The organism is Usitatibacter rugosus (assembly GCF_013003965.1).
GTDB lineage: Bacteria > Pseudomonadota > Gammaproteobacteria > Burkholderiales > Usitatibacteraceae > Usitatibacter > Usitatibacter rugosus.
The window spans coordinates 4,391,100-4,404,440 of sequence record NZ_CP053069.1; the positions used below are offsets into that span (position 1 = coordinate 4,391,100).

General features: G+C 67.8%; 15 protein-coding genes. 14 read left to right on the forward strand and 1 reads right to left on the reverse strand.

All coding sequences use genetic code 11. The annotated features are described in order from the left end of the window. Positions 1–85 precede the first annotated feature (85 nt). The 13 genes from mreC (at position 86) to DSM104443_RS20955 (ending at position 10,777) form a co-directional block, all read left to right on the forward strand. Positions 86–928 (forward strand): rod shape-determining protein MreC, encoded by an 843-nt coding sequence (mreC, locus tag DSM104443_RS20895; RefSeq protein ID WP_246232386.1) that lies wholly within the window; start codon positions 86–88, stop codon positions 926–928. Next, on the forward strand, positions 915–1,448 hold the full coding sequence (gene mreD / locus DSM104443_RS20900) for a rod shape-determining protein MreD (RefSeq protein WP_171095815.1): 534 nt from the start codon (positions 915–917) through the stop codon (positions 1,446–1,448). The genes mreC and mreD overlap by 14 nt, the downstream gene beginning before the upstream one ends. A 41-nt stretch (positions 1,449–1,489) precedes the next feature. Continuing rightward, positions 1,490–3,349 carry a penicillin-binding protein 2 gene (gene mrdA / locus DSM104443_RS20905; protein ID WP_171096673.1) on the forward strand — a complete coding sequence of 620 codons (1,860 nt, stop codon included), beginning with the start codon at positions 1,490–1,492 and terminating at the stop codon, positions 3,347–3,349. Next, positions 3,342–4,439: a rod shape-determining protein RodA gene (rodA, locus tag DSM104443_RS20910; RefSeq protein WP_246232388.1), complete on the forward strand. Its 1,098-nt coding sequence runs from the start codon at positions 3,342–3,344 to the stop codon at positions 4,437–4,439. The genes mrdA and rodA overlap by 8 nt, the downstream gene beginning before the upstream one ends. A 215-nt stretch (positions 4,440–4,654) precedes the next feature. Then, positions 4,655–5,545 (forward strand): septal ring lytic transglycosylase RlpA family protein, encoded by an 891-nt coding sequence (locus DSM104443_RS20915; protein ID WP_246232391.1) that lies wholly within the window; start codon positions 4,655–4,657, stop codon positions 5,543–5,545. Between the two features lie 11 nt (positions 5,546–5,556). Then, positions 5,557–6,681: a D-alanyl-D-alanine carboxypeptidase family protein gene (locus tag DSM104443_RS20920; RefSeq protein ID WP_212756829.1), complete on the forward strand. Its 1,125-nt coding sequence runs from the start codon at positions 5,557–5,559 to the stop codon at positions 6,679–6,681. 5 nt (positions 6,682–6,686) lie between these two features. Continuing rightward, positions 6,687–7,559 (forward strand): D-amino acid aminotransferase, encoded by an 873-nt coding sequence (locus tag DSM104443_RS20925; protein ID WP_171095819.1) that lies wholly within the window; start codon positions 6,687–6,689, stop codon positions 7,557–7,559. After that, positions 7,560–7,865 (forward strand): HP0495 family protein, encoded by a 306-nt coding sequence (locus DSM104443_RS20930; RefSeq protein ID WP_171095821.1) that lies wholly within the window; start codon positions 7,560–7,562, stop codon positions 7,863–7,865. Beyond that, positions 7,862–8,458 carry a lipoyl(octanoyl) transferase LipB gene (gene lipB, locus DSM104443_RS20935; RefSeq protein WP_246232393.1) on the forward strand — a complete coding sequence of 199 codons (597 nt, stop codon included), beginning with the start codon at positions 7,862–7,864 and terminating at the stop codon, positions 8,456–8,458. Before DSM104443_RS20930 ends, lipB begins: the two co-directional genes overlap by 4 nt. Positions 8,459–8,464: 6 nt before the next feature. Next, entirely contained in the window at positions 8,465–9,409 is a 945-nt protein-coding gene (gene lipA / locus DSM104443_RS20940) for a lipoyl synthase (RefSeq protein WP_171095823.1), read from the forward strand. Positions 9,410–9,446: 37 nt separating this feature from the next. Then, the gene (locus DSM104443_RS20945) at positions 9,447–9,872 is read left to right on the forward strand and encodes a hypothetical protein (RefSeq protein ID WP_171095825.1); all 426 of its coding nucleotides are present in this window, start codon (positions 9,447–9,449) and stop codon (positions 9,870–9,872) included. Beyond that, on the forward strand, positions 9,869–10,309 hold the full coding sequence (locus DSM104443_RS20950) for a DUF4124 domain-containing protein (RefSeq protein WP_171095827.1): 441 nt from the start codon (positions 9,869–9,871) through the stop codon (positions 10,307–10,309). The genes DSM104443_RS20945 and DSM104443_RS20950 overlap by 4 nt, the downstream gene beginning before the upstream one ends. A gap of 48 nt (positions 10,310–10,357) precedes the next feature. After that, the gene (locus DSM104443_RS20955; protein ID WP_171095829.1) at positions 10,358–10,777 is read left to right on the forward strand and encodes a DUF4124 domain-containing protein; all 420 of its coding nucleotides are present in this window, start codon (positions 10,358–10,360) and stop codon (positions 10,775–10,777) included. Here DSM104443_RS20955 and aceB read toward each other — a convergent pair whose 3' ends face one another. Further along, positions 10,778–12,373 carry a malate synthase A gene (gene aceB / locus DSM104443_RS20960; protein WP_171095831.1) on the reverse strand — a complete coding sequence of 532 codons (1,596 nt, stop codon included), beginning with the start codon at positions 12,371–12,373 and terminating at the stop codon, positions 10,778–10,780. It lies immediately after the preceding gene. A gap of 65 nt (positions 12,374–12,438) precedes the next feature. Between aceB and DSM104443_RS20965 the strand changes: the two genes are divergently transcribed. Next, on the forward strand, positions 12,439–13,341 hold the full coding sequence (locus DSM104443_RS20965; protein ID WP_171095833.1) for a LysR family transcriptional regulator: 903 nt from the start codon (positions 12,439–12,441) through the stop codon (positions 13,339–13,341).

Here is a 13,341-nt window from a genome sequence, read left to right on the forward strand (position 1 = left end):
GCAGCAGCCCCCCGTGATTCACGATCCGCCTCCATTCTTCCACCGCGGTCCCTCCCCCCTAGCGCGACTCACGTTCTTCGGGTTGGTGGCGATCGGCCTGATGATCGCCGACCACCGCTTCCAGGCCCTCGAGGCCGTGCGCCTCTCGATCTCCGTCCTCGCCCAGCCCGCGCAGCGCGCGGCCTCCCTCCCGGGCGAGGTGGTCAGCCGCGTGAGCGACTACTTCGCGAACCAGGACCGCCTGATGCGGGACAACCAGGCGCTCAAGTCCCAGCTCCTCGAGCAATCCGCCGCCGCGCAGCAGGCGAAGCTGCTGGTGAAGGAGCAGGAGCTGCTGCTCGGCATGGCGCCGGGCAAGTCCAAGTACGCATCGGAGGGCATGGTCGCCGAGGTCCTCTACAACGCCCGCAACCCCTTCATCCGCAAGATCGTGATCGACAAGGGCCTCACGCAGGGCGTGCGCGCCGGCATGCCGGTGATCGACGGCAGCGGCGTCGTGGGCCAGGTCACCAACGTCGGCACGTTCACGAGCGAGGTCACGCTGCTCACCGAGAAGGGCCAGTCGGTGCCGGTGATGCTGGTGCGGAACGGCGTGCGCGCGATCATCTCCGGCTCGGGCAAGGACGGCTCCCTCGAAGTCCCGTTCATGCCGGTCTCCGCCGACATCCAGAACGGCGACCTCTTCGTGACCTCCGGCATCGACGGCACGTATCCGCCCGGGCTCGTCGTCGCGAAGGTCACCACGGTCGAGAAGAACGCGGCGTTCGTGTTCGCGCGCATCGTCGCGAAGCCGGCCGCCGGCGTCGACAGCAACCGCTACGTGATGGTGCTGCCCATGCCGCCCGCCTCGCCGCCCGCCCCGGAAGCGAAGGCCGAGGAGCGCAAGCGCGCCACCAATCCCAAGGGAAGCCGCCGTGAGAGCCGCTGACCTCACGCCCGTCGCACGCGACGTGATGAAGCGCCCCGCGGGGCTGGGCTTCGTCTTCGTGTCCTTTGCCGTCGCCTACCTGCTCTGCGCCATGCCGTGGTCGGGGTGGCTGCTCCTCGCGCGCCCGGACTTCGTGCTGCTCGCCCTGCTCTTCTGGACGCTGCACGAGCCGCGCATGGTCGGCCAGGGCGTGGCCTTCGCGCTCGGCCTGCTGATGGACGTCGGCGACTCGATGCTGCTGGGCGAGCACGCGCTGGAATACGTGCTCGCGGTGTACCTCGCGCAGTCACTGCGCGTGCGCATCCTCGCCTTCTACTTGCCGGAGCAGACGCTGCACGTGGCCGGCATCCTCGTCCTTTCCTCCGTGGTGCTGGTGGTGCTGAACCTCGTGCTCGGCGCCGACTTCCCGGGCTTCGCGTTCCTGCTGTCGCCCCTGCTCACCGCCATCCTGTGGGCGCCGGCCACGTGGGTGCTCTACCACCCGGCGGTGCGGCGGCGCCGCACGGAGTCGCACTCGTGAGCGCCGCACTCGGCCACGCGCTGCGCGACCAGCGCCGCGAGATGCGGGTCTTCCAGAGCCGCATCGTGCTCTCGGGCCTGTTCATCCTCATCGCCTTCGGCCTGCTGGTGGCGCGCTTCACCTGGCTGCAGGTCGTGCAGCGCGAGTACTACCACACGCTCGCCGAGCAGAACCGCATCTCCGTCGTGCCCGTGGTTCCCAACCGCGGCATCATCACCGACCGCAACGGCGAGATCCTCGCGGCCAACTTCTCGGCCTACACGCTGGAGATCACGCCGAGCAAGGTGTCCAACGTCGAGCGCGCCATCGACGATCTCTCCGAAGTGATCGAGGTGAGCCCGCGCGACCGCCGCCGCTTCAAGAAGCTGCAGGAGGAGAGCAAGAACTTCGAGAGCCTGCCGATCCGCACGCGGTTGACCGAGGAGGAGGTGGCGCGCTTCGCCGTGAGCCGCTTCCGCTTCCCCGGCTTCGAGATCAAGGCGCGGCTCTTCCGCTCGTACCCCCAGGGAGAGGTCGCCTCGCACGCGATCGGCTACATCGGCCGCATCAACGACGCCGACGTGAAGCGCATCGACTCGCAGGGCAACACCACGAACTACAAGGGCACCGACCACATCGGCAAGCTCGGCATCGAGGGCGCCTACGAGCGCGAGCTCCACGGCCTGACCGGCAGCGAACAGGTGGAGATCGACGCCGGCGGCCGCGCCATCCGCTCGCTCTCGCGCAACGAGCCGCACTCCGGCAACAACCTCGTCGTGACGCTCGACCTGCAGCTGCAGAAGGTCGCCGAGGCCGCCTTCCAGGACTACCGCGGAGCGCTGGTCGCGATCGATCCCACCAACGGCGACGTGCTGGCCCTGGTGAGCAAGCCCGGCTTCGACCCGAACCTGTTCGTCGACGGCATCGACCCGGTGAACTGGGACGCGCTCAACAACTCGCCCGACAAGCCGCTCAACAACCGGGCGCTGCGCGGCCAGTACCCGCCCGGCTCGACGATCAAGCCGTTCCTCGGGCTCGCGGCGCTGGAGACGAAGAAGCGCACGCCCGAGTTCTCGATCTCCGACCCGGGCTTCTTCGCGCTGCCGGGCGTGACTCACCGCTACCGCGACCACAAGCCCGACGGCCACGGCAGCGTGAACCTGCACAAGGCCATCGTCGTCTCCTGCGACACCTACTTCTACGGCCTCGCCAACGACATGGGCGTGGACGCGATCCACCGCTTCCTCACGCCCTTCGGCTTCGGCGCGCGCACCGGCATCGACATCGAAGGCGAGCTGGGCGGGCTCCAGCCGTCGAGCGACTGGAAATGGCAGCGCTACAAGCAGAAGTGGTACGCGGGCGACACGGTGAGCGTGGGCATCGGCCAGGGCTACTGGCTCGTGACGCCGCTGCAGCTCGCCGCGGCCACCGCGACGCTCGCCAACGGCGGCACCGTCGTGCACCCGCGGCTGCTGAAGGCGGTGCAGGACTCCAAGACGCTCGAGACGCGCGAGCTCGCCGCACCCACCGGCGAGACGATCCCGCTCAAGCCCGAATACCTGCAGCTCATCCGCAACGCGATGGTCGACGTCACCAAGCCCGGCGGCACGGCCGCGCGCGCGGGCGCGAACGCCCCGTACACGATCGCCGCCAAGACCGGCACCGCGCAGGTGATCGGCATGAAGCAGGGCGAGAAGTACGACGAGAAGCGCGTGAAGGAGGCGCACCGCGACCACGCGGTGTTCATCGCCTACGCGCCGGCCGACAACCCGAAGATCGCGATCGCGCTCCTGGTGGAGAACGGCGGCCACGGCGGATCGACCGCGGCGCCGATCGCGCGCGAGGTCTTCGACTTCCACCTGCTGAAGAAGAAGCCCGCCGTGAAGCAGAAGCTGGGCGACGACGAGACCGCCAGTGATTGAGCGCCTCTTCAACCTGGTCGCCCGCCGCATCGACGGGCCGCTCATGGCGGCGCTGATGCTCGCCATCGCGCTCGGCCTCACGGTGATCTACTCGGCCTCGGGCGGCCAGTCGTTCGACCGCGTCGGCGGCCAGGTGCGCAACGTCCTCGTGGCCCTGGGCGCCCTGTGGATCGCCGCCAACGTGCCGCCGCAGACGCTGATGCGCCTCGCGGTCCCGGTCTACGTCGTGGGCATGGCGCTGCTGGTGGGCGTGGCGGTCTTCGGCGATGTGCGCAACGGCGCCCGCCGCTGGCTGAACCTCGGCTTCGGCTCGGTGCAGCCCTCCGAGATCATGAAGATTGCCGTGCCGCTGGTGCTCGCGTGGTACTTCCACCGCCACGAGGAAGGGCTGCGCATCCGCGACTACGCCGTCGCCACGATCATCCTCGCCCTGCCCGTGGGCCTCATCGCGCGCCAGCCGGACCTGGGCACCGCGCTGCTCATCTTCGCCTCCGGGTTCTTCGTGATCTTCCTCGCCGGCCTGTCGTGGAAGCTCATCGTCGGCATGGGCACGGCGGGCCTGGCCGCGCTGCCGTTCCTTTGGTCCGTGCTCCACGACTACCAGAGGAAGCGAATCCTCACGCTGCTGGACCCGATGACGGACCCGCTCGGCGCCGGCTACCACATCATCCAGTCGACGATCGCCATCGGCTCGGGCGGCCTGCTCGGCAAGGGGTGGTTGAACGGAACGCAGGCGCAGCTCGACTTCCTGCCCGAGCGCTCGACGGACTTCATCTTCGCCGTCTTCGGCGAGGAGTTCGGGCTCGCGGGCATCGCGGTGCTGATCGCGCTCTACGTGCTCATCATCGCGCGCGGCCTCATGATCGCGGCGAGCGCTTCCACCACCTTCTCGCGCCTGCTGGCGGGCGCCGTGACGCTCACGTTCTTCACGTATGCATTCGTGAACATGGGCATGGTCACCGGCATCCTCCCGGTGGTGGGCGTGCCGCTGCCGCTCATCAGCTATGGCGGGACGGCGCTGCTGTCGATGCTGATCGGGTTCGGGATCCTCATGTCCGTCGCCACCCACAAGCAGCTGGTTCAGAGTTGAATGCGTCGATGGCGGGCATGGTCGAAGCGATGGACGCCGGATTGGGAAAGGGAAGGATGGGAAGGAAAAGCGGAGGAAGGGAAGGAAATCCATTCGTCGTCCCTTGCGAAGGCCGTCGATGTGACTCGACCCGCTTTCCTTCCCTTCCTCCGCTTTTCCTTCCCTTCCTTCCCCCTAAACACGGCGCATTCACCTTCACCCGCCTCTCCCTTGTCGTGGTCGCCCTGGTGCTAGCCGCGTGCGGAAGCGCACCGAAGAAGGCCGAAGACGCCCCGAAAGGCACCAGCCCCAAGTACTACTCCGACGACGGCCCGCCCACCTCGGTGCCCGACAACCTCGCCTCGATCCCCGATGCGGTGCCGATCGACGAGCCGTTCCACCGCTTCGCGAACCGCCCTTACGTCGTCTTCGGGCGCAGCTACGTGCCGGCGGTGAACAAGGACGCGTACCGCGAACGCGGCGTCGCCTCGTGGTACGGCAAGAAATTCCACGGTCAGAAGACGTCGTCGGGCGAGGTCTACGACATGTTCGCGATGACGGCCGCGCACAAGACGCTGCCGATCCCCAGCTATGCGAAGGTCACCAACGTGCGCACCGGCGCCTCGGTGGTCGTGCGCGTGAACGACCGCGGGCCGTTCCACGGGGATCGCATCATCGACCTCTCGTACGCCGCGGCGTCGCGCATTGGCATCGCCTCGGCCGGCAGCGGCCTCGTGGAAGTGGAGCGCGTGTTCGGCGGCCAAGCCGTTGTCGCGAGCGCGTCGCCGGTCGCGACGCCCGTGAATTCCGCACCGGTGGCCACCGCGCTCGCGCCGACACCGCCGATCATGGCCATCGCGACGACGATCGAGACGCCGGTCGTCTCCTCGGACGCGGGCAGCCTCTACCTCCAGCTCGGGGCCTTCTCGGCCGCCGAGAACGCCGAGCTCTTCCGCAATCGCATGCAGGGCGAGCTGGGCTGGAACCTCGAGCCCATCGACATCGCGCAGCGCGATGGCCTGCATCGCGTGCGCCTCGGCCCGTACCGCAACCGCGACGAGGCGCTCGCCATCGCCGAGAAGGTGCGCTCCACGCTCGGATATTCCCCCGCCCTCACGAACCGCTGAAGAAACCCGCAATGCTGAAACGCCTTGCCGTACTCCTGGCCGGCCTCGTCGCCCTCTCCTCGCAAGCCCAGGGCGTGGCGCCGCCGCCGATCGCCGCTCGCGCCTTCGTCCTGCTCGATGTCCAGAGCGGGCAAGTGCTCTCCGCCACCGCCGGCGACGACCGCTTCGAGCCCGCATCGCTCACCAAGCTGATGAGCGCCTACCTCGTGTTCTCGGCAATCCGCGACCGCAAGCTCGACCCCGCCGCGACGGTGAACGTGTCCGAGCGCGCCTGGAAGGCGAGCGGCTCGCGCATGTTCATCGAGCCCAATAAGCCCGTCACCACCGAGGACCTCCTGCGCGGCATGGTCGTCCAGTCGGGCAACGACGCGACGATCGCGCTCGCCGAAGCGGTCGCCGGCACCGAGGAAGCGTTCGTCGCGCTCATGAACAAGCAGGCCCAGAAGATGGGCCTCACCAGCACGGCCTTCATGAATTCCACCGGCATGCCCGCCGCCGGCCACCACGCCTCGGCGCGCGACCTCGCGACGCTCGCCGCCGCGCTGATCCGCGATTTCCCCGACCGCTATCCGCTCTATTCGCAGAAGGACTACACGTGGAACCGCATCACGCAGGCGAACCGCAACCGCCTGCTGTGGATCGACCCCACCGTGGACGGCATGAAGAGCGGCTTCACGGAGGCCGCGGGCTATTGCCTGGTGGCGAGCGCCAAGCGTGGCGAGCGGCGCCTGATCAGCGTGGTGATGGGCGCGCAGTCCGACGTGCTGCGCATGACGGAGAGCCAGAAGCTGCTCAACTTCGGCTTCCAGGCGTACGAGACGCGGCTCCTCTACAAGAAGAACGCCGCGGTGGGCACGCCCGAGATCTTCAAGGGCACGAAGTCGACGCTTTCCGTGGGCTTCAAGGACGACGTATGGCTCTCGCTGCCGCGCGACAAGTTCACCGGCCTGCAGTCCACGCTCGAGACGAAGCAGCCCTTCGTGGCGCCTTTTGCCGCCGGAGAAAAAGCGGGGATAATGAAGCTCACCCGGGACAACGCGAAGGTCGCGGACCTTCCCGTGGTCGCCCTGGAGGACGTGCCCGTCGCGGGCTTCCTCTCGCGGGGCTGGGACACCCTCCGACTCCTCCTGCGCTGACCGCCATGACCTCCGACATCGCGTACTTCAACGGGAAATTCCTCCCCCTCGACGAGATCCGCATCTCGCCCCTCGACCGCGGCTTCATCTTCGGCGACGGGATCTACGAGGTGGTGCCCGTATACAACGGCGTGCCGCTGCACGGCCGCGAGCATTTCGACCGCCTGCAGCGCTCGTGCGACGAGATCCTCATGAAGAACCCGCACACCACCGACGAGTGGATGGCGATCACGATGGATCTCCTGAAGCACCATCCGGGCAACCAGTCGGTCTACATCCACGTGACGCGAGGCGTGCAGTCGAAGCGCGACCACGTGATCCCGAAGGGCCTGCCGAACACCGTGATGATGTTCTGCTACCCGCTCGCGTCCCCGTCGAAGGAGAGCGTGGAGAACGGCGTTGCCTGCGTCACGGCCGAGGACTTCCGCTGGAAGAAGAACCACGTGAAGTCGATCTCGCTGCTGGGCAACGTGCTGGCTCGCCAGGTGTCCGTGGACGCGGGCGCGGTCGAGACGATCATGTTCCGGGATGGCTTCATGACCGAGGCCTCGGCCTCGAACGCGTTCGTGGTGAAGGGCGGCACCGTGCTCGCCGCACCGCAGGACAATCTCATCCTGCTCGGCATCACCTACCAGCTGCTGGAGAAGCTCGCGAAGGACGGCACGCTCAAGCTGGAAGTGCGGCCGATCTCGCGCGCCGAGGTGCTGGCCGCCGACGAAGTGTGGCTCTCCTCGTCCACCAAGGAGGTGCTGGCGGTCACGACGCTGGACGGCAAGCCGGTTGGAAACGGCCAGCCCGGCCCCATGTTCCGCAAGATGCACGCCCTCTACCAGGACTACAAATCGCGACTGGGCCGCAAGGACGCCGTCGCCGCGTAGATGCCGACCGACACCCCGGACGACGACTTCGAGAAGCCCGAGATCGCTCGGGAGTCGCTGCTCACCTTCCCGACGGTGTTCCCCATGAAGATCATGGGGCGCCGTGAAGATGGGTTCGCCCAGGTCGTCTCCGAAGTGGTGCAGAAGCACGCGCCCGATTTCCACCCCTCCACGATCGAGATGCGCACGTCCAAGAACGGACGCTATATCTCCATCACCGTGGAGATCAACGCCAGGTCCCGCGAGCAGCTGGACGCCCTCTACTCGGAGCTCTCGAAGCATCCGATGGTGATGATGGTGCTGTGATCCGCGATCGCGGCCGGCTGGAGTACATGCCCGCCTGGCACGAGATGCAGGCGTTCAACCGCGCCCGCGGCGCGGACACACCCGACGAAATCTGGCTGGTGGAGCATCCCCCGGTGTACACCCTCGGCCTCGCCGGACGCGCCGAGCACGTGCTCGCCCCGGGCGACATCCCCGTCGTGAAGACGGACCGTGGCGGACAGGTGACTTACCACGGCCCCGGCCAGGCGATCGCCTACGTGCTGCTCGACCTGAAGCGCCTGGGCATCGGAGCGAAGGAGCTCGTGCGCCGCCTCGAAGCCTCCGCCATCGACGTGCTGGGAAGCTACGGCCTGCGCGGCCACCGGCGCGACGGAATGCCCGGTGTCTACGTCGAAGACGCGAAGGTCTGCGCGATCGGCCTGCGCATCTCGCGCGGCTGCAGCTACCACGGCCTCGCGATAAACGTGGACCTGGACCTGGAGCCCTTCTCGCGCATAGACCCTTGCGGCTATCCGGGATTGGCGGCCACCCGGCTGGCCGACCTCGGGGTCGGTGATAAAATTGACGCCGTGCAGCACCGATTGGGCGAGTCCCTCGCCCGCACCCTCGCCTAAGGGCCCATGCCCGACAACATCCTCAAGACGCAGCAGAAGCGCGAGCTGAAGACCGCTCGGATCCCCATCAAGATCGTGCCTTCGGAGCCGCTCCGCAAGCCCGACTGGATCCGCGCGCGCGCCGGCGGCGGGGAGCGCTTCTTCGAGATCAAGAAGATCCTGCGCGAGGCCAAGCTGCACACCGTTTGCGAGGAAGCGTCCTGCCCGAACATCGGCGAGTGCTTCGGACACGGCACGGCCACGTTCATGATCATGGGCGACCTCTGCACGCGCCGCTGCCCGTTCTGCGACGTGGCCCACGGCCGGCCGCAGCCCCTCGATGCCGACGAGCCCCGCCACCTGGGCGAGACCATCGCGGCGATGAAATTGAAGTACGTCGTGATCACGAGCGTGGACCGCGACGATCTGCGCGACGGCGGTGCCCAGCATTTCGTCGATTGCATCCGCGCCGTGCGCGAGCTCTCGCCCGCCACGAAGATCGAGATCCTCACGCCGGATTTCCGCGGGCGGCTGGACCGCGCGCTGGAAATCCTGAACGCCTCGCCGCCCGATGTGATGAACCACAACCTCGAGACCGTGCCGCGCCTCTACAAGGCCGCGCGCCCGGGCTCGGACTACGCGCATTCGATGAAGCTCCTGAAGGACTTCAAGGCGGCGCATCCGCAGGTGCCGACCAAGTCCGGGATCATGGTCGGCCTGGGCGAGACCAACGAGGAGATCCTCGGCGTGATGCGCGACCTTCGCGCCCACGACGTGGACATGCTCACCGTGGGCCAGTACCTCCAGCCCTCGAAGCACCATTTGCCGGTGCTCCGCTTCGTGCATCCCGACGATTTCGCGATGTTCCAGCGCGAGGGCGAAGCGATGGGCTTCACCAACGCCGCGTGCGGGCCGATGGTGCGTTCCTCGTATCACGCCGATCGCCAAGCGATGGACGCCGGCGCCGCCTGAGAGACATCCGGCGCTTTTGGGCCGGCGTATCCACTCCATGGATCCCGTCGCCACGATCCGCCGCATCGGATTCCGCAAGTGGTACGAGCGGCAGCTCATCGAATCGCACGCCTCGCTGGTCACCCTCCTGCTCTGCGGCCTCACCTTCGCCATCCTCCTGGACGAAGTGGTCGTGGCGACCCGCGCGGGCGGCATCCCGGTGACGGCCCTCGCGATCGTCGCAGCCGCGGGGGTGATCGGGACGTTCGCATGGCGCCACTACATCACCGTGCTCGAACGCGCCGAGCGCTACGGCGAGCGCTCGACATGCGCGACGTGCACAACCTATGGGCGCTTCGTGGTCACTGAGTCAGGCATCGACTCGATCCCCGGCCCGACGGCCGAGGCGGTGGCCCCATTGCAGGTCGCGTGGATGCGCGTAAGGTGCAAGCAATGTGGCGCGACGTGGCGAATGCCGGAATGAGGATGCGACTGCTGGGGGCGCTTGGCCTTGCGCTCGCGGCTTCGCCGTCCTGGGCGCAGGAGGTTTTCCGCTGCACGGCAGCCGACGGCAAGGTGACCTACCAGCAGTCGCCCTGCCCGAAGACGGACGAGGCGCGAAAAGTCGACACCACGCCGGCCAACAGCGACTACGATCCCGCGCAACGCGAGCGGCTGCTGAAGGCCGGGGATGAAGCCGGCAAACGGCTCGAGGCCCGCGCCGCCGCGGAGGAAGCGGATCGCAAGCGCCGCGAGGAACAGCGGGAACGCGACGAACAGCGCGAGCGGGAGGCCCGGGCGCGCGAGGAAGCGCGCGAGCCGCAGTACATCTATGCCGGCCCGCCGGGTTGGCGTCCGCCGTATCCGCCGCCGGGCCCGCGGCCGCAGCCCCGCCCCGTTCCGCTGCCATCCGGGCGCTAGCGAAAGGCGTAGAGTATTTGTCGTGGGTTCCGCGGGAAGGAGATCGCAATGAAGATTCGCCACATCTTGCTGGCCGGTACGATCTCCGCATTGTTCGCGCCTGCCGTGCCGGCCGCGGTCTACAAGTGCCGCGACTCCGGCGGATCGCTCACCTACCAGGAGTTTCCCTGCCCCGGCGCCGACCAGACGCTCAAGTCGGACATCGCGTCGGACTATCCCGCGCCCAATGTCGTCGAGCGCGAGCGCCTGTTGCTGCGCGAGCAGGAGCTCTACAAGCGGCTGGAAGCGCAGCGCGACCGGCTGAGCGCGGAAGCGGTGGCGCGCATTACGCGGCCGGATCCCGAGCCGGTTCCGGTGAGCGAGCCTTCCGTGTACTGGCCCGCATTTGGCGGAGCCCTGCGGTGGCCGAACCGGCCGCACCAACCGCGCAACGCCATGCGCGCATGGGCCAACGGCCAGCTGCGCTAGTCAATCGATCGCGCGGTACGCCGGCAACGTGAGGAACTCCACGTAGTCGTCCGACGTGGTGATCGCCTCGAAGAGCTTCGCGCCCTCCTCGTACTTGCCCTGCGCATAAGCCTCGGCGCCGACGATCGCCGGCGTCTTCGCGAGCTCGTCCACCAGGATCTCGTGGAAGAGCGCCTTCGTGACCTTGCGCCCGTCGTCGAGCTTCCCCTTGGGCGAACGCATCCATTGCCAGACCTGCGAGCGCGAGATCTCGGCGGTGGCCGCGTCTTCCATCAGGTTGAAGATCGGGACGCACCCATTGCCTCCCAGCCAGGCGCCGCAGTACTGGATGCCCACCTGCACGTTGTTGCGCAGGCCCGCCTCGGTGATCGGGGTCTCGGGCGTGAAGGCCATCAGGTCCTTCGCGGCCACGTTCACGTCCGGGCGCTGCTTGCCGTACTGGTTGGGCTGCGGCATGTGCTTGTCGAACACTTCCTTGGCGATCGGCACCAGCCCCGGATGCGCGACCCAGGTTCCGTCGCAGCCGTCGGTGGCTTCGCGCTCCTTGTCGGCGCGCACCTTGGCCATCGCCGCCTCGTTCGCGGCGGGGTCGTTCTTGATCGGGATCTGCGCCGCCATGCCGCCCATCGCGGGAGCGTTCCTGCGGTGGCAGGTCTTCACGAGCAGCAGCGCATAGGCACGCATGAACGGCGCCGTCATCGTGACCTGCGAGCGGTCGGCGAGGCAGAAGTCCGGATGGGAGCGCATCTTCTTGATGCAGGAAAAGATGTAGTCCCAGCGGCCGATGTTGAGCCCGGAGGAGTGCTCGCGCAGCTCCCAGAGGATCTCGTCCATCTCGAAGGCCGCGGGGAACGTCTCGATCAGGACCGTGGCGCGCACGCTGCCGTGCGGGACGCCGAGCTCCCGCTGCGCGAGGGTGAAGACGTCGTTCCAGAGCCGCGCCTCGAGGTGCGACTCCATCTTCGGCAGGTAGTAGTAGGGACCGGAGCCTCGCGACAGCAGCTCCTTCGCGTTGTGGAAGAAGAGCAGGCCGAAGTCGAAGAGCGCGCCGGACACGGGGGCGCCATCGATGCTCACGTGCTTCTCGTCCAGGTGCCAGCCGCGCGGCCGCGGGATCAGCACCGCCGTCCTTGCATTGAGCCGATAGTCCTTGCCGCCCTGCGCGAACGTGATCGTCCTTCGCACCGCATCGGCGATGTTGGCCTGGCCCTCGATCATGTTGGCCCACGTCGGGCAGTTGGCGTCCTCGAAATCCGCCATGAAGGTGGACGCGCCGCAGTTCAGCGCGTTGATCACCATCTTGCGGTCGGTCGGGCCGGTGATCTCGACACGCCGGTCGAGGAGGTCGGAAGGCTGGGCGGCGATGGTCCAGGAGCCGTCGCGCACCGACTTCGTCGCGGGGAGAAAATCGGGAAGCGCGCCGGCGTCGAACTGTGCCTGGCGCGCGGCCCGCGCCGCGAGCAACTCCAGCCGGCGTGCATCGAACGTGCGATGGAGCTTCGCGACGAACTCCAACGCTTCGGGGGTCAGGATGCGTGCGGCATCCGGATGGGCCGGCGCTTCGACGCGGATTCCCGCGGGTCTGGAAGAGGGCATACAATACTCGCGTGTTGGTAATCCCCGCTCAGACGGGGAGCATTTATTACTTCGGAGGATTGCACATGGACCGCTTCAAGGAGCTCACGACCTTCGTCGAAGTCGCGCAGCGCGGCAGCCTTTCCGCCGCGGCACGAGAGGAAGGTATCACGCCCGCGATGGTGGGCCGGCGCATCGACCAGCTCGAGGAGCGCCTCGGCGTAAAGCTTTTCAAGCGCTCGACGCGCAAGGTCACGCTGACGCCGGAAGGCTCGACGTTCTACGAGGATTGCCACCGGCTGCTGGCGGAGCTGCGCGGCGCGGAAGAGGCGTTGTCGGTGGGGGCGAAGAGCGCTTCGGGCCGGCTCATCGTCACGGCGCCCACGGCCTTCGGCCGCAAGCACATCGCGCCGCACCTGGCCGCGTTCATCGCGCTCCACCCGAGCCTCGCGATCACGCTGCACCTGTCCGAGCGGATGGTGGACCTCAAGAACGAGCGCTTCGACCTCGCGATCCGCATCGCCGATCTCAAGAGCGCGGACCTGATCGCCGCCAAGCTCGCGGAGAACCACCGCGTGGTGTGCGGCTCGCCCGCCTACTTCAAGCGCGCCGGCAAGCCCAAGACGCTGGCGGACCTCGCGAAGCACAACTGCCTCGTCACCAGCACCGAAGACGGAACCGCCGACCACTGGCACTTCCAGGACAAGGGGAAGGCGGTCACCGTGAAAGTCGCGGGCAACCTGCAATGCAACGACGGCGAGGTGCTCACGCGCTGGTCACTCGCCGGCGAGGGCCTCGCGTGGCGCAGCGCCTGGGAAGTGAGCGAGGAGATCAAGAAGGGCCGGCTCGCCTCGGTGCTCGACGAGTTCGCGATGCCCGGCAACAACATCTACGCCGTCTACCCGGAGCGCCACCTGCTCCCGGCGAAGGTGAAGCTGTTCATCGAGTTCCTGCGCAAGACCTTCGGCGACCCCCCGCACTGGGAGTAG

What these genes read in the sequence shown, in the direction of transcription:
- mrdA (WP_171096673.1), top strand. Translation starts at nt 1,490, where the DNA reads ATGCGGGTCTTCCAGAGCCGCATCGTGCTCTCGGGCCTGTTCATCCTC.
- lipA (WP_171095823.1), top strand. Translation starts at nt 8,465, where the DNA reads ATGCCCGACAACATCCTCAAGACGCAGCAGAAGCGCGAGCTGAAGACC.
- DSM104443_RS20930 (WP_171095821.1), top strand. Translation starts at nt 7,560, where the DNA reads ATGCCGACCGACACCCCGGACGACGACTTCGAGAAGCCCGAGATCGCT.
- DSM104443_RS20920 (WP_212756829.1), top strand. Translation starts at nt 5,557, where the DNA reads ATGCTGAAACGCCTTGCCGTACTCCTGGCCGGCCTCGTCGCCCTCTCC.
- aceB (WP_171095831.1), bottom strand. Translation starts at nt 12,373, where the DNA reads ATGCCCTCTTCCAGACCCGCGGGAATCCGCGTCGAAGCGCCGGCCCAT.
- DSM104443_RS20950 (WP_171095827.1), top strand. Translation starts at nt 9,869, where the DNA reads ATGAGGATGCGACTGCTGGGGGCGCTTGGCCTTGCGCTCGCGGCTTCG.
- DSM104443_RS20965 (WP_171095833.1), top strand. Translation starts at nt 12,439, where the DNA reads ATGGACCGCTTCAAGGAGCTCACGACCTTCGTCGAAGTCGCGCAGCGC.
- DSM104443_RS20945 (WP_171095825.1), top strand. Translation starts at nt 9,447, where the DNA reads ATGGATCCCGTCGCCACGATCCGCCGCATCGGATTCCGCAAGTGGTAC.
- DSM104443_RS20955 (WP_171095829.1), top strand. Translation starts at nt 10,358, where the DNA reads ATGAAGATTCGCCACATCTTGCTGGCCGGTACGATCTCCGCATTGTTC.
- DSM104443_RS20925 (WP_171095819.1), top strand. Translation starts at nt 6,687, where the DNA reads ATGACCTCCGACATCGCGTACTTCAACGGGAAATTCCTCCCCCTCGAC.